The following is a 21,640-nucleotide window of genomic DNA, read 5'->3' as shown; positions in this document are numbered from 1 at the left end:
GGGCCGGGGTACGCCGGGCTCAGCCGTCCAGCTTCACCAGGAGGGGCGGGGTGTGCGCACCGTCCACCGTGGTCAGCGACAGGACCGCGTGCCCGGCGGGCAGGGAGTACGCCAGCTCGGAGGCCGACCAGCGCTCCCGCTCCACCCGGCGCACGGTCACGGCGTCCCGGGTGACGGCCTTGCCGGTGACCAGCTTGCGCAGGCCGTGCAGGGCGCGGGTGAACGGCTGGTCGGCGAAGACGGCGTGCTGGGCGACCTCCCGGGTCTCCACCCACTCCTTGCCCCAGACGTCCGCGAACCGCTTGCCGTCCCAGGTGGTGACCCCGCAGAAGGCCATGCGGCAGCCGACGCCGCCGAGCAGCGCGGTGTGCAGGGCCTCCGGGACGTCGTCGACGGTCCGCAGGGTGAGCACGGCCCCCGCGTTGACGGACCGCAGCCGCCTGATGCCGCGTACGGTCTCGGCGGTGACGGCCTGGGTGGCGTCGTCCAGGACCAGGCAGACGAAGAGCGTCCGGTCCGCGCGGGCGGCGGCGACGGCGGTGAACTGGGCGAGGACCAGCCGGGTGAGCAGCCGGGAGGCCTCGGCGTGGGCCCTCTCCGGGAGGTCGATCCTGACCCGCAGGGGCAGGTGTTCCAGCGACCGCAGGGAGAAGGGCCGGGCTTCGGGTCCGGTGGCGAAGAACGGTGCGAAGGCGGGCCGGTCGAGCAGCGCGACCCGGTCGGCGAGGACCGGTCCGGGGTCCCCGGGGCCGCCGCGCTGCCGGGTGCGGGCGTCCAGTTCGCGCAGCATGGCGGTGTGGCCGCCGGTGGCGAGCGCGGTGCGCAGCGCGTCGGCCGCGCCGTGGTCGCCGTCGAGGAGTTCGCGGAGCGCGGGCACCCCGGGGAAGTGGCCGTGGACCGCGCGGTAGGGGCCGATGAGCTGGGCGAGCACGGTGGCGGCGCGCCTGCTGTCCAGGCCCGGGACGTCGCCGACGAGCCCTTCCGCGAGGACGCCCGCCGCCTCGTCGGGGTCCGTGGTGCCGCCGTACAGGTCGAAGTCGTGCACGGAGGCGGGGTCCCCGATCCGTACGACGACGTCGTAGGCGTCGTCGGGGCCGAGGGGGTTCCCGGCGGCGCCGACCGCGAGGACGGCGGCCCGTCCGGCGAGCGCCTGGAGGGCGAGGGACTCGACGACCGGGCGCACCAGCCGGGCGGTCTTGCCCGACCCGGGCGGACCGACCGCCAGCAGCGAGGTGCCCAGCAGCGCGGGTTCCAGGGCGGCGCCGGAGCCGCGGAGGGCGTACGGGTTGTGCGGGTCGTCCGCGAAGCTGCCGACGCGGACCTGGCCGGTGAGCAGGTCGTGGCGGGCGGTGCGGGCGGGCAGGTCGCGGGCGCCCGACGGGTGCAGAGCGGCCGCGCCGCCGCTGCGCAGCACGGCCTCGTCGAGCGCGGCGAGCCGTTCGGGGTGGGCCCGGCCCACCGTCCAGGCGTGGCGCAGCCGGGCCACGTCCACGTCGTTCATCCGGCCGGTCCGCACCTCGGCGGTGAGGGCCTGGGCGGCGTCGGTCCGGCCGGCCGCGCGCAGCTCCGGCCACTCGTCGGGGGCGGGGGTCCCCGGGGGCACGGGCGGGACCCCGGGGGTGTCGGAGGCACGGGCGGTACGGCGTGCGGCGAACAGATCGCGCCAGCGGCCGAGGCGGGCGAACGGCCAGAGCACCCCGAGGGTGATGAGGCCGTAGACGACGTTGACGACGCTCTGGCTCTGGTAGATCTCGCCGCCGAAGACGGAGGCGACGAGGATCAGTACCGGGCGGACGACCGGCACGGTGTCCTTCCAGACCAGGAGCTGGGCGAGTCCCGCCGCGGCGGCCGTGGCCAGGGCGAGGAAGGACCGGCCGCGTCCGGCGACGTGCCGCCGGAAGAGTTCGGCCCAGTTCCCGAGGCGCAGGCAGCCGTAGACCAGGAGGCCGAAGAGCACGGCCTCGTAGACCGTGAGCGCGTCGCTGCCCTCGATCGTCCGGGGACCCCCGAAGGTGCCCGGGTACCACCACTCGCCCGGGGTGAAGAGCTTCACCGGCACCAGCCGGTAGGGGATGTACCCGTTGCGCCACAGCGACCACAGGAGCAGTGCGCTCAGCACGGAGATCAGCGCTCCGACCAGCAGGGAGCGGTCGGGCACCCCTTCGGCCTTCTCGGGCGGGCGCGGGGTGTGGCCGTACCGCCAGACGCCGGGGTCGCGGGCCGGGCGCGGGGTGCGCAGCCACTCGGCGAGCGGGGGCCGGGCCCCGGCGGCCGGGGCGTGGCCGGGGGGCGGCGGGGCGTACGGGGGCGGTGCGGGCGGCGGTGGCGCGGCGGGTGGTGGGCCCGCCGGGCGGGGCACCCGTTCCGGGTGGGTGCCCCGTGCGTCGTACGTGCCTTCGGTGTCCATGAACCGCCGCCCCCTGACCAGCCAGGTCCCGCCTTCTGCACCGGCCAATCTAGTGCCAGGACACGGCGAGTTCAGCAATGCGGCCGGATGGGCGCGGTGCCGGGTGCGCTCCTTGCCCGTACGGCCTTCTGTCCGCGGCGGACAACGGCGCGCGCACACCACTCCGCAGCGGAGCATGACCCCCGGCGGTCGCCGCCCCTAGCCTGCACGGAAGAGAAGTGTCCGGAACACCCCCAGGAGCCCCGCATGTCCGACATCCCGCAGGAGCGCCGCGTCCGCACCGCCATCCCCGGCCCGAAGTCGGTGGAGCTTCAGGCCCGCCGTACGGCGGCGGTCGCCGCCGGCGTGGGTTCCACGCTGCCGGTGTTCACCGCCCGCGCGGGCGGCGGGATCATCGAGGACGTGGACGGCAACCGGCTGATCGACTTCGGTTCCGGCATCGCCGTGACCTCGGTGGGCGCCTCCGCGGAGGCGGTCGTCCGCCGCGCGTCGGCGCAGCTCGCCGACTTCACCCACACCTGTTTCATGGTCACGCCGTACGAGGGGTACGTGGAGGTCTGCGAGCGGCTGGCCGAGCTGACCCCGGGCGACCACGCCAAGAAGTCGGCGCTGTTCAACTCGGGCGCCGAGGCCGTCGAGAACGCGGTGAAGATCGCCCGCGCCTACACGAAGCGGACGGCGGTGGTCGTCTTCGACCACGGCTACCACGGCCGGACCAACCTCACGATGGCGCTGACCGCGAAGAACATGCCGTACAAGCAGGGCTTCGGGCCGTTCGCGCCCGAGGTGTACCGCGTGCCGGTGGCGTACGGCTACCGCTGGCCGACCGGTCCCGAGAACGCCGGGGCCGAGGCGTCGGCGCAGGCCATCGACGAGATCACCAAGCAGATCGGTGCGCAGAACGTCGCGGCGATCATCGTCGAACCGGTCCTCGGCGAGGGCGGGTTCATCGAGCCGGCGAAGGGCTTCCTGCCGGAGATCGCGCGGTTCGCGAAGGACAACGGCATCGTCTTCGTCGCGGACGAGATCCAGTCCGGGTTCTGCCGTACCGGCCAGTGGTTCGCCTGTGAGGACGAGGGCATCGTCCCGGACCTGATCACCACGGCCAAGGGCATCGCGGGCGGCCTGCCGCTCTCCGCGGTGACCGGCCGCGCCGAGATCATGGACGCCGCGCACTCCGGCGGCCTCGGCGGCACCTACGGCGGCAACCCGGTGGCGTGCGCCGGTGCGCTCGGTGCCATCGAGACGATGATCGAACTGGACCTGAACGGGAGGGCCCGGCGCATCGAGGAGGTCATGAAGGGCCGCCTGGGCGAGATGCGGGCGAAGCTCCCGAACGGCGGTGTCATCGGGGACATCCGGGGCCGGGGCGCCATGATCGCGATCGAGCTGGTGAAGTCCGGTACGAAGGAGCCCGACGCGGCGGCGACGGCGGCGCTGGCCAAGGCCTGCCACGCCGAGGGCCTGCTGGTGCTGACCTGCGGCACCTACGGCAACGTCCTGCGCTTCCTGCCGCCGCTGGTGATCGGGGAGGACCTGCTGAACGAGGGCCTGGACATCCTCGAACAGGCCTTCGCCACCCTCTGATACGTACGGGTGGAACCGGGTCCGGGAGCCGTTTTCGGCGGCATCGACCGGGCCGCTCGTGAGGGCCTGTGAAGAAGGTGTGCGGGGGCGATGGCGGGATACCGTTGGCCCTGTCGGCCCACCTCCCCCTGACGTACGGTTTCCACAGATGAGAGAAACACCCCGCCCGCAGGAAGCTGCGGGTGATGCCGGGCCGGGGCTCCCCCAGCACCGTCCCGGCAGCGCCTCGGCGCACACCGCTGGAGCATCGCGCTCCGGAACTCCTCACCGATCGGACGGCCGCCCGCCCCACACCCCCCGGGGCGCGCGGCACACCGATCCGACCGGCCACCCCGGAACACTCCCCCCCGTTCCCCGGTGGCCGGTCCTTCTCTTTTCCCGGCTCGCCGCGCCGCTGGCCGTCTTCGCCCTCGTCACCTGGCAGGTCGTGGCCGACGGCCCGCTGCTCGGGCCCGACGAGCGGCTGGGCCTGGCGCTGGCCGGACGGGGGCCCGCCGCGCTGTCCGACCTCTTCGCGGACCTCGGCAACATGGAGGTCGCCGTGCCCGTGCTGGCATGTGCCGTCCTCGTGGCCTGGCTGCGCCGGGCCCGCCGGGAGGCGCTGTACGCGGTCCTGGCCATGGTGGCGGTGCCGCTGCTGGTCGTCCCGGTCAAGCTGTGGACCGACCGGCAGGGGCCGCTGACGGAGGCGACCGGCTACTACCCCTCGGGCCACACGGCGACCGCCGCCGTGGCGTACGGGGCTGCCGCCCTGCTCCTCGCCCCGTACATGCGGCGCTCATGGATGATGCTCGTCGCCGCCGTCCTGCTGACGGCGGCGACGAGCATCGGTCTGGTGCTGCGCGGCTACCACTGGCCGCTGGACGTGCTCGCCAGCTGGTGCCTGGCGGCCGCGCTGCTGCTCGTCCTCCGGGAGGTCAGTTCCCGAAGTAGGCGTCGAAGTTCTTCGCGAACTCCCCGTTGTTGAAGCGGTCCCAGTTGATCGACCAGGCCATCAGCCCGCGCAGCCCGGGGTAGGTGCCGTGGGTCTGGTAGCTGCCGCAGTCGGTCTTCTTGGTCAGGCAGTTCAGCGCCTTGGTGACCTCGGCCGGTGAGGTGTGCCCGTTGCCCGCCTGGGTGGAGGCCGGGAGGCCGATGGCGACCTGGTCGGGGCGCAGCGCCGGGAAGACCTTGGTCTGGTCGCCGGCCACCGGGAAGCCGGTGAGCAGCATGTCGGTCATGGCGATGTGGAAGTCGGCGCCACCCATCGAGTGGTACTGGTTGTCCAGGCCCATGATGGAGCCCGAGTTGTAGTCCTGGACGTGCAGCAGGGTGAGGTCGTCGCGCAGGGCGTGGATGACGGGCAGATAGGCGCCGGCGCGCGGGTCCTGGCCGCCCCAGGGACCGGAGCCGTAGTACTGGTAGCCGAGCTGCACGAAGAAGGTCTCGGGGGCCATGGTGAGGACGAAGTCCTCACCGTACTTGGCCTTGAGGGTCTTCACGGCCGAGATGAGGTTGACGACGACGGGGCTCGTCGGGTTGCGGAAGTCGGTGTCACCGGTGTTCAGCGAGAGCGAGTGGCCCTCGAAGTCGATGTCCAGGCCGTCCAGCCCGTAGGCGTCGATGATCTTGGACACCGAGGAGACGAAGGTGTCGCGGGCGGCCGTGGAGTTGAGCTGCACCTGGCCGTTCTGGCCGCCGATGGAGATCAGGACCTTCTTGCCCGCCGCCTGCTTGGCCTTGACGGCGGCCTTGAACTCCGCCTCGCTCTCCACACCCGGGCACTCGGCGACGGGGCAGAGCGAGAAGCGGATGTCGCCGGAGGTGACGGAGGTCGGCTCACCGAAGGCGAGGTTGATGACGTCCCACGAGTCGGGGACGTCGGCCATCCGGGTGTAGCCGGAGCCGTTGGCGAAGCTGGCGTGCAGATAGCCGACGAGGGCGTGGGCGGGCAGGTCCCCGCCGCCGCCCTCCTGGCCGCCGCCGGAGGTGGTGGTGGCGCTCACGGCCGCCGACTTCGCGGACTCACCGGCGGCGTTGACCGCGCTGACCTGGAAGCTGTAAGCGGTGGAGGCGGTCAGCCCCGTCACGGTCGCGGAGGCACCGGTGGCGGTCTGGACCTTCGTGCCGTCGCGGTAGACCTGGTAGCCGGTGGCTCCGGCGGAGGCGGTCCAGCTCAGCGGGACGGAGGTGGAGGTGGCCGTGCCGGCCTTCAGACCGGTGGGGGCGGCGGGCACGGTTGCGGGGGCGCCGCCGGGGCCGACCAGGGTGAGGTCGTCGGCGTAGTAGGCGGCAGTGCCGTACCAGCCGTGGGTGTAAACGGTGACCGAGGTGGTCGCGGGGCCGGTCTTGAAGGAGGTGCTGAGCTTGGTGTACGCACCGGCCGACTGGGTCCAGGTGGAGACGTCCGTGGTGCCGGTGCCGGACGCGCCGAGGTAGACGTAGTCCCCCCGCACCCACGCCTGGAGCGTGTACGTGGAGTCGGGCTTGACCGTCACGGTCTGGGAGCACTTGGCGTTGTCGCTGCCGGCCGGGGTCGCCTTCAGCGCCGATGTGCCGCTGTGCACCGGGGTGCTGACGACGGTTCCGCTGCCGCCCGAGCAGGTCCAGCCGTCCAGACCCGCCTCGAAGCCGCCGTTGCGTGCCAGGTCGGCGTCGGCGGCGGTGGCGGCCGGCGCCGAGGCGACCAGCCCCGCGGCGGCGAGCAGGGCCGCCGAACAGACGGCCAGAAGTCCGGTGAATCGGGCGGGTGGTCCGGTGCGTTCCACAACAGCCTCCGTGCTGGGGGGAATTGAGTGCGGCCGCGCACAACATGGTCCAGACCAATCCACTTGTCAAGACCTCTGGCAGTCCCTCAGTCCTCCGGGGCCGTCCCCCCGCGGGCGGCACGGGCGGCGGCGGCCTCGTGCAGCGCGAGCTCCAGGAGGACCGGATCGACGAGCGTCCCCGACCCGTCGGGCGGGAGCAGCCACCGTGCCGCCCCGACCGTCCGGCCGGGCCGGGGTACGGCGATCCAGCTGCCCCGGCCGATCCCCCGCACCCCGGTGCCCAGCCATCCCGAGGCCGTGCCGGGCGGCACGAAGAAGCCCATCCGGGCGTCCCCGAAACCCAGCAGCACCGGTCCGGGCCGGTGGACGAGGCGGGTGAGCACGTCGAGCGTCGGATACCCCAGCTCCACCGGTACGGCGAGCACGTCCCAGCGTCCGCCGGCGGGGAGCAGCGCGATCCCCAGGGGGACGCGCTCCCACTCCCGGCGGCAGGCGTCCGGGTCCGGTGCCGCCGATACGAGCCATTCGATCCCGGTCCTGGCCCCCGTGTCGGCCATGACTGCCCCTTCCTTTCCCCGTGAGAACCGGCAGGGTCCTGCCGGTGTGTACGGGGAGAGAGAGCGGCCGGGCACGATCATGACGCGGGTCGGGACGGCGGACGGCCGTGAGATGAATCACTCCCCCGCCGTCCGGGCCGCTCAGCTGTCGAAACCGAACCCCAGCCGGTCCATGGCCCTCAGCCACGGGTCGCGGTGGCCGCCGTGGCTGTCCGCGCGGGCCATCGACCTCTTGGTGAGCGAGATCCCCGCCCAGGCGAAGGGCTCGGGCGGGAAGGGCAGCGGCCGGGAGCGGACCATCCGGAGCCCGGTGCGTTCCGTGCGCTCCCCGGCCAGCAGATCGAGCATGACCTCGGCCCCGAAGCGGGTGGCCCCGACGCCCAGACCGGTGTATCCGGCCGCGTGGGCGACCCGTCCCCCGTACGCCGTCGCGAAGAACGCGGAAAAGCGCGAACAGGTGTCGATCACCCCTCCCCAGGCGTGGGAGAAACGCACGCCGGAAAGCTGCGGAAAAAACTCGAAGAAATGCCCGGCGAGCTTCAGAAAGGTCTCGGGGCGCTGGTCGAGGGCGGAATCCAGACGGCCTCCGTACGGATAGACGGCGTCATATCCGCCCCACAGGATCCGGTGGTCCGACGACAACCGGAAATAGTGGAACTGATGGGCTCCGTCGCTCATTCCCTGCCGGTTTCGCCAGCCGATCGAGGCGAGCTGACCGGCGCTCAGCGGCTCCGTCATCAGCGCGTAGTCGTACACCGGGACGGTGTACGGGCGCAGCCGTGCGACCAGGGACGGGAAGACATTCGTCCCGAGCGCGGCCCGCCGGGCGAAGACCCTGCCGTACGGGGTGCGCACCGCGATCCCGGCGCCCGAGCGGGCGAGCTCCAGGCCCGGGGTGTGCTCGTGGACGCGTACGCCGAGACGCAGGCAGGCCCGCTTCAGCCCCCAGGCGAGCTTCGCCGGGTGGAGCATGGCGACCCCGCGCCGGTCGAACAGGCCACCCAGGAAGGCCGGGGAGTCCACCTCGGCCCGTACCTGTTCGCGGTCCAGGAACTCCGGTGTGGCGAGCCCGAGTTCCTCGGTGCGGCGGTGCCAGGCGCGCAGGTCGGCCAGCTCGTGGGGGCGGGTGGCCACCGCGATCTCTCCGGTGCGCTCGAAGTCGCAGTCGATGCCGTGGCGGGCGACGGCCGCCTCGATGGCGTCCAGGTTGGCCGCGCCCAGCTCCTCCAGCTTCGCGATCTCCTCGGGCCAGCGCTCCAGGCCGTTGGCCGTCCCGTGGGTCAGCGAGGCGGCGCAGAATCCTCCGTTGCGGCCCGAGGCGGCCCAGCCCGCCTCGCGCGCCTCGATGAGGACCACCTCGCGTCCGGGGTCGCGCTCCTTGGCGAGCAGCGCGGTCCACAGCCCGCTGTAGCCGCCGCCGACCACCAGGAGGTCGCAGACCGCGTCACCGGTGAGCGCGGGGAGCGCCTCCGGTTTCGCGGGGTCGTCGAGCCAGTAGGACAGCGGGCGCGCACCGGAAAGGGATGCCGCCGCACGGCGCAGGGCGTCCGGGGCCATGGTTTCCAACTCCTTCGGGAATCACTTCTCGGCTCTGCTCTTTCTCCGGTCGGCCACCAGTTGTCCCACGACGACCACGGCGACGGCGACGGCGAACATGGCCGTACCGATGACATTGATCTGTACGGGTGTTCCGCGCTGGGCCGATCCCCAGACGAACATGGGGAAGGTCACCGTGGAACCGGCGTTGAAATTGGTGATGATGAAATCGTCGAAGGAGAGCGCGAAGGCGAGCAGCGCGCCGGCCGCGATGCCCGGGGCCGCGATCGGCAGGGTCACCCGGAGGAAGGTCTGCGCGGGTCCCGCGTAGAGGTCGCGGGCGGCCTCCTCCAGGCGCGGGTCCATCGACATCACCCGCGCCTTGACGGCCGTCACGACGAAGCTGAGGCAGAACATGATGTGCGCGATCAGCACGGTACGGAAGCCGAGTTCGGCCCCCATGTTGAGGAAGAGCGTCAGCAGGGACGCGGCCATCACCACTTCGGGCATGGCCATGGGCAGGAAGATCAGCGAGTTGACCGCGCCCCGGGCCCGGAAGCGGTAGCGGACCAGCGCGAAGGCGATCATCGTGCCGAGCACGGTCGCCCCGAGCGTCGCCAGGGCGGCGATCCGCAGGGACAGGGAGAGCGAGCCGCAGAGGTCGGCGACCCCGCAGGGGTCCTTCCAGGCGTCCAGGGAGAACCGCTGCCAGGTGTAGTTGAAGCGGCCGTTCGGCCGGTTGAAGGAGAACACCATGACGACGACGTTGGGCAGGACCAGGTAGGCCAGGGTCAGCAGCCCGGCGATCACGACCAGGTGCCGCCGCAGCGCGTGGAGCAGACGGGTCACAGGAGGTCCTCCGTCCCGGAGCGGCGGATGTGGACGGTGACGACCAGCAGGACGACCGCCATGAGGATGAAGGAGAGGGCGGCCGCCGTCGGGTAGTCCAGGACCCGCAGGAACTGGGACTGGATGACGCTGCCGACCATCTTGGTGTCCGTGGAGCCGAGGAGTTCCGCGTTGACGTAGTCGCCGCTGGCCGGGATGAACGTCAGGAGGGTGCCGGCGACGACCCCGGGCATGGACAGCGGGAGGGTGACCGTGCGGAAGGTGGTGGCCGCCGTGGCGTACAGGTCGCCCGCCGCCTCGTGCAGCCGGGGGTCGATGCGGTCCAGCGAGGTGTAGAGCGGGAGGATCATGAACGGCAGGAAGTTGTACGTCAGTCCGCAGACGACGGCCATCGGGGTGGCCAGGACGCGGTCGCCCTCGGTCCAGCCGAGCGCGCCGGTGACGTCCAGGACGTGCAGCGCCTTCAGCGCCTCCACGACGGCGCCGCCGTCCGCGAGGATGGTCTTCCAGGCGAGCGTGCGGATCAGGAAGCTGGTGAAGAAGGGCGCGATGACCAGCACGAGCACCAGGTTGCGCCACCGGCCGGCCTTGAAGGCGATCAGGTAGGCGAGCGGGTATCCCAGCAGCAGGCACAGGAGCGTGGCGGTACCGGCGTACAGCAGGGACCTGAGGAACTGCGGGTAGTAGTCGGCGAGCGCGTCCTGGTAGGTCGCCAGGTGCCAGGTGACCCGGAACCCCTCCTCCAGGGATCCGGTCTGTACGGAGGTGGACGCCTGGTAGACCATCGGCAGCGCGAAGAAGACGAGCAGCCACAGAATGCCGGGGAGCAGCAGCCAGTAGGGGACGAGCCGCTTGCGGACGGACCGCCCGCGGACCGGGGGCGCGGGGGCGGCGGGCGGCGCCGGTGGCGCCGGTGGCGCGCCGGTCGCGCTCACGGCGTGTCCTGGACGCTCTGCACACCGGCCTCCATGTCCTGGGCGGCGTCGAGGGCGAAGGTGTGGGCGGGGTCCCAGTGCAGGACAACCTCGCTCCCGGGGGCGAGGCTCCGGCGGTGCCCGGTGTTCTGCTCGTAGACCTGGAGCGCCTTGCCGGCGGGGCTCTCCACGAGGTACTGGGTGCTGACACCGAGGAAGCCGGCCTCGGTGATCCGTCCGGTGACCCGGTTGCGGCCGTCGCCCGGGTCCGCGTCGGCGGCGGGGTCGAGGGATATCTTCTCGGGCCGTACGCCGACGAGGAGCCTGCCGCCGGGCGGTGCCGGGGCGGGGCACCGGCCGGCGGGCAGCCGGAGCGTTCCGCCGCCCGCCGAGACGACGACGTCCGTGCCGGCGGACACGATCTCGGCCTCGATGAGGTTGGAGGTGCCGAGGAAGTTCGCCACGAAGGTGGTGCGCGGGTTCTCGTACAGCTCGGCGGGGGCGCCGAGTTGTTCGACGCGGCCGCCGTTCATCACGGCGACCGTGTCGGCCATGGTCATGGCCTCCTCCTGGTCGTGGGTGACGTGGACGAAGGTGATGCCGACCTCGGTCTGGATGCGTTTGAGCTCCAGTTGCATCCGCCGCCGCAGGGAGAGGTCGAGGGCGCCGAGCGGTTCGTCGAGCAGGAGCACCTGGGGGTGGTTGATGAGCGCGCGGGCCACGGCGACGCGCTGCTGCTGGCCGCCGGAGAGCTGGTGCGGCCTGCGGCGGGCGAAGTCGCCGAGCTGGACGAGGTCCAGCATCTCGGCGACCCGCTTCTTCACCGGGGTCACCCCCCGGCGGCGCAGGCCGAACGCGACGTTCTCGGTGACGTCGAGATGGGGGAAGAGGGCGTAGCTCTGGAAGACGGTGTTGACGGGCCGTCGGTGCGGCGGGAGGGCCGTGATGTCCCTGCCGCCGAGAGAGACGGTGCCCGTGGTGGCCTCCTCCAGGCCGGCGATCATCCGCAGGGTGGTGGTCTTGCCGCAGCCGGACGCGCCGAGCAGGGCGAAGAAGGAGCCCTGTGGGACGGTCAGGTCGAGGGGGTGGACGGCGGTGAAGGAGCCGTAGGTCTTGCTGATGCCGGTCAGCCGGACGTCGCCGCCCGTCGTCTGCTGCTGTGTCATGGGTCGCGGTCCCAGGGGTGTCGGGGGAGATCGGGGAGGGACGGGCCGGTCAGGCGCCGAGGAGCGCGGCGAACTTCTCCTCGTACGCCGTCTCCTCGTCGGGTTCGAGGGAGCGGAAGGCGTGCGACTTCGCGGTCATCCGCCCGTCCGGGAGGATCAGCGTGTTGGAGGCCATGGCCGGGTCGATGGCGGCGAGTTCGGCGGCCACCCCGTCCACCGGGCAGACGTAGTTGATGTACGCGGCGAGCCGGGCGGCGACCGGGGGTTCGTAGTAGTGGTCGATGAGCCGCTCGGCGTTGGTCTTGTGCCGCGCCTTGGCGGGGACCAGCAGGTTGTCGGTGGCGGTGACGTATCCGGCGGCGGGGATCGCGTACTTGATGTCCGGGTTGTCGGCCTGGAGCTGGACGATGTCCCCGGCCCAGGCGACGCAGGCCGCGATGTCGCCCTTGCTGAGGTCCGCGGTGTAGTCGTTGCCGGTGAAGCGGCGTATCTGCTTGCGGTCGACGCCGTCCTGGAGCCGGGCGATCGCCGCGTCGTAGTCGGCGTCGGTGAAGGAGGCGGGGTCGCGGCCCATGTCGAGGAGGGTCATGCCCACCGAGTCGCGCATCTCGGAGAGGAAGGACACCCGGCCCTTGAGGCGTGGGTCGTCGAGCAGTTGGGTCACGGAGTCGACGGTGCGGCCGCCGGTCGCCCTGGCGTTGTAGGCGATGATGGTGGGGATGCCGCTCCAGGGATAGGAGTGGGCCCGTCCCGGGTCCCAGTCGGGCGAGCGGAACTGCGCCGTGAGGTTGGCGAACGCGTGCGGCAGGTTCGCCGGGTCGAGCTTCTGCGCCCAGCCGAGCCGGATGATCCGGGCGGCGAGCCAGTCCGTGACGACGATCAGGTCCCGCCCGGTGTCCTGGCCCGCGGCGAGCTGCGGTTTGACCTTCCCGAAGAACTCGACGTTGTCGTTGATGTCCTCGGTGTACTTGACCGTGATCCCGGTGCGTTCGGTGAACGTCCGGAGGGTCGGGCGGCTCTGCCCGTCGTCGCCGACGTCCATGTACTCGGTCCAGTTGGAGAAGGTGACGCGCTTCTCGCGGTCCGAGTGGTCGTCGGAGGCGGCCGCGCCCCCGTCCGCCCGTTTCGCGGGCGGGATACCGCAGGCGCCCAGTGCGGCGAGGCCGCCGAGCACGCCCGCGCCCGCGCCCGACGCCCTCAGGAGGGAGCGGCGGGTGAGTGCGCCCCGGCCGCCTGACAGGCTGCGCCGCATCGCTGCGAGTCGCGGCGCGGAGAGGCCCTCGGCCTCGTACTCCTGCATACGCGTTGCCCTTCCGGGTGGGTGCGGCCGCCGGGCGGCGGCCTCTTATCGGTCCCCGAAGACGGTGCGGTGCCAGTCCTTCCGGGCCACCGCGGTGTTGTCGTACATGACGTGCTTGACCTGTGTGTACTCCTCGAAGGAGTACGACGACATGTCCTTGCCGTAACCGCTGGCCCGGTAGCCGCCGTGCGGCATCTCGCTGACGATCGGGATGTGGTCGTTGATCCACACGCAGCCCGCCCTGATCTCCCGGGTGGCGCGGTTCGCCCGGTACAGGCCGCGGCTCCAGGCGGAGGCGGCGAGTCCGTAGGGGGTGTCGTTCGCGAGGCGGATGCCCTCGTCGTCGGTGTCGAAGGGCAGGACGACCAGGACCGGGCCGAAGATCTCCGCGCGGACGGCCTCGCTGTCCTGGGCGGCGCCTGTGATGAGCGTGGGCCGGTAGTAGGCGCCGTCCGCCAGGTCGCCGCCGGGTGCCTCGCCGCCGGTGACGACCGTGGCGTACGCCCGCGCCCGTTCGACGAATCCGGCGACGCGGTCGCGGTGCCGGTGGCTGACCAGCGGGCCGAGGTCGGTCGCGGGGTCGAAGGGGTCGCCGAGCCGGACGGTCTCCATCAGTCCGGCCACACCGCTCACGAACGCGTCGTACAGGGGGCGCTGGACGTAGGCGCGGGTGGCGGCCGTGCAGTCCTGGCCGGTGTTGATCAGCGCCGCCGCGACCGCCCCGTGGACCGCCGCGTCCAGGTCGGCGTCGTCGAACACCAGGAAGGGGGCCTTGCCGCCCAGTTCCAGGTGCAGCCGCTTGACGGTGGGGCCCGCGAGCGCGGCGACCCGCCTGCCGACGTCCGTGGAACCGGTGAAGGAGATCATCCGGACGTCGGGATGGCCGACGAGGTGCTCACCGGCGTCCGGTCCGGTGCCGGCCACGATGTTGACCACTCCGTCCGGGATCCCGGCGTCGGTGGCCGCCTGGGCGAACATCAGCGAGGTGAGCGGGGTGATCTCGGCCGGCTTGAGGACGACGGTGTTGCCCGCGGCGATCGCCGGGAGGATCTTCCAGGCGGCCATCTGGAGCGGGTAGTTCCACGGTGCGACGGAGCCGACGACCCCGAGGGGCTCGCGGCGTACGCAGGAGGTGTGGTCACCGCTGTACTCGGCGGCCGCCGTCCCTTCCAGACGGCGCGCGGCACCGGCGAAGAAGGCGGTGTTGTCGATGGTGCCGGGGACGTCGAACCCGCTGGAGAGCTTGACGGGTTTACCGCACTGGAGCGATTCGGCGTACGCGAGGTCGGCGGCCCTGGCGTCGAGTACGCCCGCGAAGCGGTGCAGCAGGCCGGACCGCTCGGCGGGGGTGGCCCCCGCCCAGCCGGGGTAGGCGGCACGGGCGGCGGCGACCGCGGCGTCGACGTCGTCGGTGCCGGCCGTCTCGTAGCGGTGGACCCGGGCGCCCGTCGCGGGGTCCACCACCTCCTGGTACCGGCCCGACGTGCCGGGCCGCGGCCGCCCGCCGATGAACTGCGACCCGTCCGCGAAACGGTCCGCCACCTCGAAGCCTGTGCCCATGACGTTCTCCCGTACCGCGCTGGTGACCGGACGACGTAGCTTCTTGCCGAATTGACTGCCGATCCTGACAGAGACACCCTTCATCAACAAGTGATTCCGTTGTTGCCATTTGATTACGCGACGGAATCTATCGAAGGCCGCGATACGGGGGCAAGGAAATCCCGGGCCCGGTGTCAGAGCCGGGTGACAGACTCGGCTGCCATGGAACAGGCCATGGAACAGACGTACATGGACGAGCTGCTGGCACGGTCGGCGCGGGGCGGGCGCGTGAAGTACCTGGCGTTCTGGGGGCATCGGCCCCGTGCGGACGGACAGCTCGGGACGGGCTGCCTCAGCCAGTGGTGGCCCTCGCCGTTCACGGTGGACGGTGTGCGGTACGCGACGGCCGAGCACTGGATGATAGCCGGCAAGGCCCGGCTGTTCGGCGACGCGGAGGCCGAGGCGCGGGCCGTGGCCGCGCGCGGCCCGGCGCAGGCCAAGGCGGTGGGCAGGCTGGTCGGGGGCTTCGACGACGACGTCTGGCGGCGGGAGCGCTTCGCCCTGGTGGTGGCGGGCAGCGCGCACAAGTTCGGCCAGGATCCGGCGCTGCGGGACTATCTCCTGGGCACCGGTGAGCGGGTGCTGGTCGAGGCGAGCCCGAGGGACCGGATCTGGGGCATCGGCCTCGCGGCGGACGATCCCCGGGCGGCCGACCCGGCCTCCTGGCGGGGGCTGAACCTGCTGGGCTTCGCGCTCATGGAGGCGCGTGCGCGGCTGCGGGAGGCATGAGGCGCGGGCCCGCCGGCCGGGACACGGTCCGGCGGGCCCGGGACAGCCCTCAGCGTCCGGCGCCGACGACCAGGGAGGTGGCGAACGGGTCGTCGTACCCGTACTCCTCGCCGCTCGAACCGCCGTCGGTGACACCGATGATGAGGAGGACGAGGAAGACGCCGCCGATCACGATCGAGACCGATCCGAGAATGATCCCGGCGAGCGCCATTCCGCCGTTGTCCGCCTCGCCGCGCTTGACCCGGCCGTGTCCGACGATGCCGAAGACCAGCGCGAGGACGCCGAGGACGATGCCGATCCCCCACATGCAGAAGCCGACCACCCCGACGATGCCGAGCACCATCGCGGCGACGCCGAGGCCGTTGGCGGGTGCCGGTCCGCCCCAGGCCGGCTGGCCCCCGTACCCGGGGTATCCCGGGTAGCCGGCGTACGGCGGGGCGGGCGCGGGAGCGGGGGGCGTGGCCGGGTAGCCGTACTGCGCCCCGGACCATCCCGGTCCGTTCGGTGCGACCGGCGGCGGGGGTACGTCACCGCCGGGAGGCGGGGCGAAGCCTCCGGCCGGGGGCGCGGGCATCGGCCCGGCGCCCGGGTCCGGGCCCGGGGCGGCGGTGACTGTCGGCTGGTCGTGCACGCCCGGCGGCCGGGGGGCACCGGTGGGCTTGCCCAGTTCCACCCTGTTCTCCGGCGGCGCCCACGGGTCGTGCGGCGCGGGTCCGCCCCCGGGCTGCTGTGTGTTGTCTGACATGGGCCTCCCCCATCGTGGTCCCGCCATGCTACGGCCCGGCACCGGGCCCGCAGGCCCCGCATACGATGATCGGTGCGGCCGGTGCTCCCGGCCCACGACCTGAGATCCGGGAGATCCGATGAACGAGCTGTTCCCCTTCATCGCGGGGCTGCCCAAGGCCGAGCTCCACGTGCACCACGTCGGCTCGGCCTCGCCCCGCATCGTGGCCGAACTGGCGGCCCGCCACCCCGACTCCGCCGTCCCCACCGCCCCGGAGGCGCTGTCGGACTTCTTCACGTTCACCGACTTCGGGCACTTCATCGACGTGTACCTCTCGGTGGTGGACCTGATCCGCACTCCGGAGGACGTCCGGCTGCTGACGTTCGAGATCGCCCGGGACATGGCACGGCAGAACATCAGGTACGCGGAGCTGACGGTCACGCCGTTCAGTTCGACCCGGCGCGGCATTCCGGAAGCGGGCTTCATGGAGGCGATCGAGGACGCCCGCAAGGCCGCCGAGGCGGAGTTGGGCGTCGTGCTGCGCTGGTGCTTCGACATCCCCGGCGAGGCGGGACTGGAGGCCGCCGAGGAGACCACCCGGCTCGCGGTGGACCTGCGGCCCGAGGGGCTCGTCTCCTTCGGTCTCGGCGGTCCCGAGATCGGGGTGGACCGCCCGCAGTTCAAGCCCTATTTCGACCGGGCCATCGCCGAGGGGCTGCACTCCGTCCCGCACGCCGGGGAGACCACCGGCCCGCAGACCGTCTGGGACGCGCTGACGTTCCTGCGCGCCGAGCGCGTGGGCCACGGCACCAGCTCGGTGCGGGACCCGAAGCTGCTGGCCCACCTCGCGGAGCACCGGATCGCCCTGGAGGTCTGCCCCACCTCGAACATCGCGACCCGGGCGGTCGCCGAGATCGATCAGCACCCGGTGCGGGAGATGGCCGAGGCAGGGGTCCTGATCACCGTCAACAGCGACGACCCGCCCATGTTCGGCACCGACCTCAACAACGAGTACGCCGTGGCCGCCCGGCTACTGGACCTGGACGAACGCGGACTGGCGGCGCTGGCCAAGAACGCCGTGGAGGCCTCGTTCCTGGACCCGGCGGGCAAGCGGGCGCTGGCCGCCGAGATCGACACGTACACGGAGAACTGGGCGGCCGCTCCCGGGCGGTGACCTCCTGCCGTCACAATGGGCCCATGGTCAGCACCGTCACCGCCGTGGCCCACCGCGGCGATCCCTACCGCGCCCGTGAGAACACCCTCCGCTCGGTCCGGTCCGCCGTCGAGCGGGGGGCGGACGCGGTCGAGGTCGATGTCCGGGTCACCCGCGACGGGGTGCCCGTCCTGCTGCACGACTCCACGCTGGAGCGCCTGTGGGGCCAGGACGTCCGGCTCGACCGGCTCAGCCACCGGGAGTTGACCGAGCGGACCGGCGGCGGGGTCCCGGCCCTGCGCGAGGCGCTGGCCGCGGCCGGGTCCCGCCGGCTCATGCTCGACCTGCCCGGATCGACCGACGCCTCGGTGCGGCGGATCGTGGGGGCGGTCCATGACTGCGGGGCGGCCGAGCGCGTGTACTACTGCGCGGACACGGCGGCCATGCTGCGGGTGCGCGAGGCCGACCCGGCCGCGGAGATCGCGCTGACCTGGACGACATCGGCCCCGCCGCGCCCCGTCCTGCTGGAAGCCGTCCGGCCGCGCTGGCTGAACTACCGTTTCGGGCTGATGAACCGTGAGCTGGCCGCCCGGATCCATGCGGACGGGCTGCTGGTCTCCGTCTGGACGGCGGACACCCGGCGGACGATGCGCCGGCTGACCGGATGCGGCGTCGACTCGATCACCACCAACCGGATCGACGCCCTTCGCGCCCTGCTCGACGGCCCCGCTCGCCGCACGGACGCCTGACGGCCGGGGCCGCGGGCCCGCACCGGTGCCCGTGACGGCCCGCCGGGTACGCGAACGGCCCCGGGCGGCAGCCCGGGGCCGTGGGAACGCGGACCGGCCGGATCAGCCGTCGAGGGACGTCATGACGTGCTTGACGCGGGTGTAGTCCTCGAAGCCGTACGCCGAGAGGTCCTTGCCGTACCCGGACTTCTTGAATCCGCCGTGCGGCATCTCGGCGACGAGCGGGATGTGGGTGTTGATCCACACACAGCCGAAGTCCAGGTTCTTGGACATGCGCATCGCGCGGGCGTGGTCCTTGGTCCACACCGAGGAGGCCAGCGCGTACTCCACACCGTTGGCGTAGGTGAGCGCCTGGGCCTCGTCCGTGAAGGACTGGACGGTGATGACGGGCCCGAAGACCTCGTGCTGGATGATCTCGTCGTCCTGCTTGAGCCCGGAGACGACGGTCGGGGCGTAGAAGTACCCCTTGTCGCCGACCCGGTGGCCGCCGGCCTCGACCCGGGCGTGCGCGGGGAGCCGCTCGACGAAGCCGCTGACCTGCGCCAGCTGGTTCGCGTTGTTCAGCGGTCCGTACAGCACGTCCTCGTCGTCCGGGAGGCCCGTCTTCGTGTCGGCCGCCGCCTTGGCGAGCGCGGTGACGAACGCGTCGTGGACGGACTCGTGGACCAGGACGCGGGTCGCCGCCGTGCAGTCCTGGCCGGCGTTGAAGTAGCCCGCCTCGGAGATGCCGGCGACGGCCGTGGCGATGTCGGCGTCCTCGAACACCACGACCGGGGCCTTGCCGCCGAGCTCCAGGTGGACCCGCTTGAGGTCCTTGGCCGCCGACTCGGCGACCTGCATGCCGGCCCGCACCGAACCGGTGATGGAGGCCATCGCCGGGACCGGGTGCTCCACCATCGCGCGACCCGTGTCGCGGTCCCCGCACAGGACGTTGAAGACGCCCTTGGGGAGGATCTGCCCGATGATCTCGGCCATCAGCACCGTGGAGGCCGGGGTGGTGTCGGACGGCTTGATGACGACGGTGTTGCCCGCGGCCAGCGCCGGGGCGAACTTCCACACGGCCATCATCATCGGGTAGTTCCACGGGGCGACCTGCGCGCAGACGCCCACCGGCTCGCGGCGGACGATCGAGGTCAGGCCCTCCATGTACTCCCCGGCCGACCGGCCTTCGAGCATCCGGGCCGCACCGGCGAAGAACCGGATCTGGTCGACCATCGGCGGGATCTCTTCGGTGCGGGTGAGCCCCAGCGGCTTGCCGGTGTTCTCCGACTCCGCCGCGATGAGGTCCTCCGCCCGCTCCTCGAAGGCGTCGGCGATCTTCAGCAGCGCCCTCTGGCGCTCGGCGGGCGTCACGTCCCGCCACGCGGGGAACGCGGCGGCGGCCGCCTCCATGGCGGCGTCGACGTCGGCCTGGCCGGAGAGCGGGGCGGTCGCGTAGACCTCCTCCGTCACCGGGTTGACCACGTCGGTGGTCCGCCCGTCCGCGGCGTCCCGGAACTCTCCGTCGATGTAGTTGCGCAGACGGCGCACCTCGGTGGTCACGACCACCCCTCCTGTCGGCTGTCCGATGGGTGAGACACCCACCCTAGACGGTCCGGTGACGCTTTCGACATACCCACCCACCGTCACCTACGGATTCAGTGAGATTCTGGCTCCAGGACAACGGATTTCATCGGTTTACGCTTGCCAGACAGACGAGTCGCGGTGCAGAGTGGGTGGGTGGCCACCCGTAACGCAGACTCCAGAACAGGGCACGGACCGTCGACGGCGGTCGACGCCGTCTCCCTCGCGATCATCGAACAGCTCCAGGAGGACGGACGCCGTCCCTACGCCGCGATCGGCAAGGCCGTGGGCCTCTCCGAGGCGGCGGTGCGCCAGCGGGTGCAGAAACTGCTCGACCAGGGCGTGATGCAGATCGTGGCCGTCACCGACCCGCTCACCGTGGGCCTGATGCGCCAGGCGATGGTCGGCATCAACGTCGAGGGGGACCTCGACCCGGTGGCCGAGGCCCTGTCGGCCATGAGCGAGTGCGAGTACGTGGTGATGACCGCGGGCTCCTTCGACCTGATGGTGGAGATCGTCTGCGAGGACGACGACCACCTGCTGGAGACGATCAACACCCGCATCCGGGCCGTCCCCGGCGTGCGCTCCACCGAAAGCTTCGTCTACCTCAAGCTCAAGAAGCAGACCTACATGTGGGGAACCCGACAGCCGTGAGCAAGGACCTCAGCCGAACCGCGTACGACCACCTGTGGATGCACTTCACCCGTATGTCCGACTACGCGGACGCGCCCGTACCCACCATGGTCCGTGGTGAGGGCACCTACATCTACGACGACCGGGGCAAGCGCTACCTCGACGGCCTCTCCGGCCTGTTCGTGGTCAACGCCGGGCACGGCCGCCGCGAGCTGGCCGAGGCGGCGTACGAGCAGGCGCGGGAGCTGGCCTTCTTCCCGGTGTGGTCCTACGCCCACCCCAAGGCCGTCGAACTGGCCGAGCGGCTGGCCGGCCACGCTCCCGGCGACCTCAACAAGGTCTTCTTCACCACCGGCGGCGGCGAGGCCGTCGAGACGGCGTGGAAGCTGGCCAAGCAGTACTTCAAGCTCACCGGCAAGCCGGCCAAGCACAAGGTGATCTCGCGGGCCGTCGCCTACCACGGCACCCCGCAGGGCGCCCTGTCGATCACCGGACTGCCCGCGCTCAAGGCCCCGTTCGAGCCGCTGGTGCCGGGTGCGCACAAGGTGGCGAACACCAACATCTACCGTGCGCCGCTCTTCGGCGACGACCCGGAGGCGTTCGGCCGCTGGGCCGCCGACCAGATCGAGCAGCAGATCCTCTTCGAGGGCGCGGACACCGTCGCCGCGGTGTTCCTGGAGCCGGTGCAGAACGCCGGCGGCTGCTTCCCGCCGCCGCCCGGCTACTTCCGGCGGGTGCGCGAGATCTGCGACCGGCACGACGTCCTGCTCGTGTCGGACGAGGTCATCTGCGCCTTCGGCCGGCTGGGCACGATGTTCGCCTGCGACAAGTTCGACTACGTGCCGGACATGATCACCTGCGCCAAGGGCATGACCTCGGGCTACTCCCCCATCGGGGCCTGTGTCATCTCCGACCGGCTGGCCGAGCCGTTCTACGAGGGCGACAACACCTTCCTGCACGGCTACACCTTCGGCGGCCACCCGGTCTCCGCCGCGGTCGCGCTCGCCAACCTCGACATCTTCGAGCGCGAGGGCCTCAACCAGCACGTCCTGGACAACGAGCACGCCTTCCTCACCACCCTGAGCAGGCTCCACGACCTGCCGATCGTCGGCGACGTCCGGGGCAACGGCTTCTTCTACGGCATCGAGCTGGTGAAGGACAAGGCGACCAAGGAGACGTTCGACGCCGAGGAGACCGAGCGCGTCCTGTACGGCTTCCTCTCCCACGCGCTGTACGAGAACGGCCTGTACTGCCGGGCCGACGACCGCGGCGACCCGGTGATCCAGCTCGCGCCGCCGCTGATCTCCGACCGTTCGACGTTCGACGAGATCGAGGGCATCCTGCGCGGCGTCCTCACCGAGGCGTGGGCGAAGCTCTGACGGCGTGACGACGTGACGACGTGGCCGTGGGGCCCCGGCCGACCGCCG

18 protein-coding genes are annotated in these 21,640 nt (G+C 72.0%); 7 read left to right on the top strand and 11 right to left on the bottom strand.

Annotation, left to right across the window (positions count from 1 at the left end):
• Positions 1 to 19: 19 nt before the first annotated feature.
• Positions 20 to 2,407, bottom strand: coding sequence for an ATP/GTP-binding protein (locus tag B9S64_RS24345; protein WP_109492111.1), 2,388 nt, complete (start codon positions 2,405 to 2,407; stop codon positions 20 to 22).
• A gap of 246 nt (positions 2,408 to 2,653) precedes the next feature.
• On the opposite strand from B9S64_RS24345, the gene gabT reads away from it, so the two are divergent.
• Both gabT and B9S64_RS24335 read left to right on the top strand, forming a co-directional pair.
• On the top strand, positions 2,654 to 3,994 hold the full coding sequence (gene gabT / locus B9S64_RS24340) for a 4-aminobutyrate--2-oxoglutarate transaminase (RefSeq protein WP_103491251.1): 1,341 nt from the start codon (positions 2,654 to 2,656) through the stop codon (positions 3,992 to 3,994).
• Positions 3,995 to 4,142: 148 nt separating this feature from the next.
• Positions 4,143 to 4,961, top strand: coding sequence for a phosphatase PAP2 family protein (locus B9S64_RS24335; protein ID WP_181012283.1), 819 nt, complete (start codon positions 4,143 to 4,145; stop codon positions 4,959 to 4,961).
• Here the strand turns inward: B9S64_RS24335 and B9S64_RS24330 are convergent.
• The 8 genes from B9S64_RS24330 to B9S64_RS24295 all read right to left on the bottom strand — a co-directional run bounded on the left by B9S64_RS24330 (position 4,912) and on the right by B9S64_RS24295 (position 14,623).
• Entirely contained in the window at positions 4,912 to 6,741 is a 1,830-nt protein-coding gene (locus B9S64_RS24330; RefSeq protein WP_103491250.1) for a chitinase, read from the bottom strand. The two genes, B9S64_RS24335 and B9S64_RS24330, sit on opposite strands and share 50 nt — an antisense overlap.
• 86 nt (positions 6,742 to 6,827) lie before the next feature.
• Positions 6,828 to 7,298, bottom strand: a complete 471-nt coding sequence (locus B9S64_RS24325) for a hypothetical protein (RefSeq protein ID WP_103491249.1) — start codon at positions 7,296 to 7,298, stop codon at positions 6,828 to 6,830.
• Positions 7,299 to 7,439: 141 nt separating this feature from the next.
• Entirely contained in the window at positions 7,440 to 8,855 is a 1,416-nt protein-coding gene (locus B9S64_RS24320; RefSeq protein ID WP_103491248.1) for an FAD-binding oxidoreductase, read from the bottom strand.
• A gap of 21 nt (positions 8,856 to 8,876) precedes the next feature.
• On the bottom strand, positions 8,877 to 9,683 hold the full coding sequence (locus tag B9S64_RS24315) for an ABC transporter permease (RefSeq protein ID WP_103491247.1): 807 nt from the start codon (positions 9,681 to 9,683) through the stop codon (positions 8,877 to 8,879).
• Positions 9,680 to 10,618 (bottom strand): ABC transporter permease, encoded by a 939-nt coding sequence (locus B9S64_RS24310; protein WP_103505141.1) that lies wholly within the window; start codon positions 10,616 to 10,618, stop codon positions 9,680 to 9,682. Before B9S64_RS24310 ends, B9S64_RS24315 begins: the two co-directional genes overlap by 4 nt.
• Complete coding sequence (locus B9S64_RS24305) at positions 10,615 to 11,763, bottom strand: ABC transporter ATP-binding protein (protein ID WP_103488523.1); 1,149 nt, start codon at positions 11,761 to 11,763, stop codon at positions 10,615 to 10,617. Before B9S64_RS24305 ends, B9S64_RS24310 begins: the two co-directional genes overlap by 4 nt.
• A gap of 49 nt (positions 11,764 to 11,812) precedes the next feature.
• Positions 11,813 to 13,063, bottom strand: a complete 1,251-nt coding sequence (locus B9S64_RS24300; protein ID WP_103488522.1) for a spermidine/putrescine ABC transporter substrate-binding protein — start codon at positions 13,061 to 13,063, stop codon at positions 11,813 to 11,815.
• Positions 13,064 to 13,108: 45 nt separating this feature from the next.
• A complete protein-coding gene (locus B9S64_RS24295; RefSeq protein ID WP_103488521.1) occupies positions 13,109 to 14,623 on the bottom strand; it encodes a gamma-aminobutyraldehyde dehydrogenase in 1,515 nt (504 codons plus the stop codon).
• A 228-nt stretch (positions 14,624 to 14,851) separates the two neighbouring features.
• Here B9S64_RS24295 and B9S64_RS24290 point away from each other — a divergent pair, with 228 nt between their 5' ends.
• Complete coding sequence (locus B9S64_RS24290; protein ID WP_103488525.1) at positions 14,852 to 15,391, top strand: NADAR family protein; 540 nt, start codon at positions 14,852 to 14,854, stop codon at positions 15,389 to 15,391.
• A gap of 49 nt (positions 15,392 to 15,440) precedes the next feature.
• Here B9S64_RS24290 and B9S64_RS24285 read toward each other — a convergent pair whose 3' ends face one another.
• On the bottom strand, positions 15,441 to 16,136 hold the full coding sequence (locus B9S64_RS24285) for a DUF4190 domain-containing protein (RefSeq protein ID WP_103488520.1): 696 nt from the start codon (positions 16,134 to 16,136) through the stop codon (positions 15,441 to 15,443).
• 118 nt (positions 16,137 to 16,254) lie between these two features.
• Here B9S64_RS24285 and B9S64_RS24280 point away from each other — a divergent pair, with 118 nt between their 5' ends.
• Positions 16,255 to 17,289, top strand: a complete 1,035-nt coding sequence (locus B9S64_RS24280; RefSeq protein WP_103488519.1) for an adenosine deaminase — start codon at positions 16,255 to 16,257, stop codon at positions 17,287 to 17,289.
• A 23-nt stretch (positions 17,290 to 17,312) separates the two neighbouring features.
• Positions 17,313 to 18,017, top strand: coding sequence for a glycerophosphodiester phosphodiesterase (locus B9S64_RS24275; RefSeq protein WP_103488518.1), 705 nt, complete (start codon positions 17,313 to 17,315; stop codon positions 18,015 to 18,017).
• Between the two features lie 102 nt (positions 18,018 to 18,119).
• On the opposite strand, the gene B9S64_RS24270 is transcribed toward B9S64_RS24275, so the two are convergent.
• Entirely contained in the window at positions 18,120 to 19,559 is a 1,440-nt protein-coding gene (locus tag B9S64_RS24270) for a gamma-aminobutyraldehyde dehydrogenase (protein ID WP_103488524.1), read from the bottom strand.
• A 177-nt stretch (positions 19,560 to 19,736) separates the two neighbouring features.
• Between B9S64_RS24270 and B9S64_RS24265 the strand changes: the two genes are divergently transcribed.
• Both B9S64_RS24265 and B9S64_RS24260 read left to right on the top strand, forming a co-directional pair.
• Complete coding sequence (locus B9S64_RS24265) at positions 19,737 to 20,234, top strand: Lrp/AsnC family transcriptional regulator (RefSeq protein ID WP_028443292.1); 498 nt, start codon at positions 19,737 to 19,739, stop codon at positions 20,232 to 20,234.
• On the top strand, positions 20,213 to 21,592 hold the full coding sequence (locus B9S64_RS24260) for an aspartate aminotransferase family protein (protein ID WP_103488517.1): 1,380 nt from the start codon (positions 20,213 to 20,215) through the stop codon (positions 21,590 to 21,592). Before B9S64_RS24265 ends, B9S64_RS24260 begins: the two co-directional genes overlap by 22 nt.
• Positions 21,593 to 21,640: the final 48 nt, after the last annotated feature.

The organism is Streptomyces sp. SM18 (assembly GCF_002910775.2).
In the GTDB taxonomy this organism is placed as follows: Bacteria; Actinomycetota; Actinomycetes; order Streptomycetales; family Streptomycetaceae; genus Streptomyces; species Streptomyces halstedii.
The sequence above is the reverse complement of the archived record's forward strand: the minus strand, read 5'-3'. Positions and strand labels throughout refer to the sequence as shown.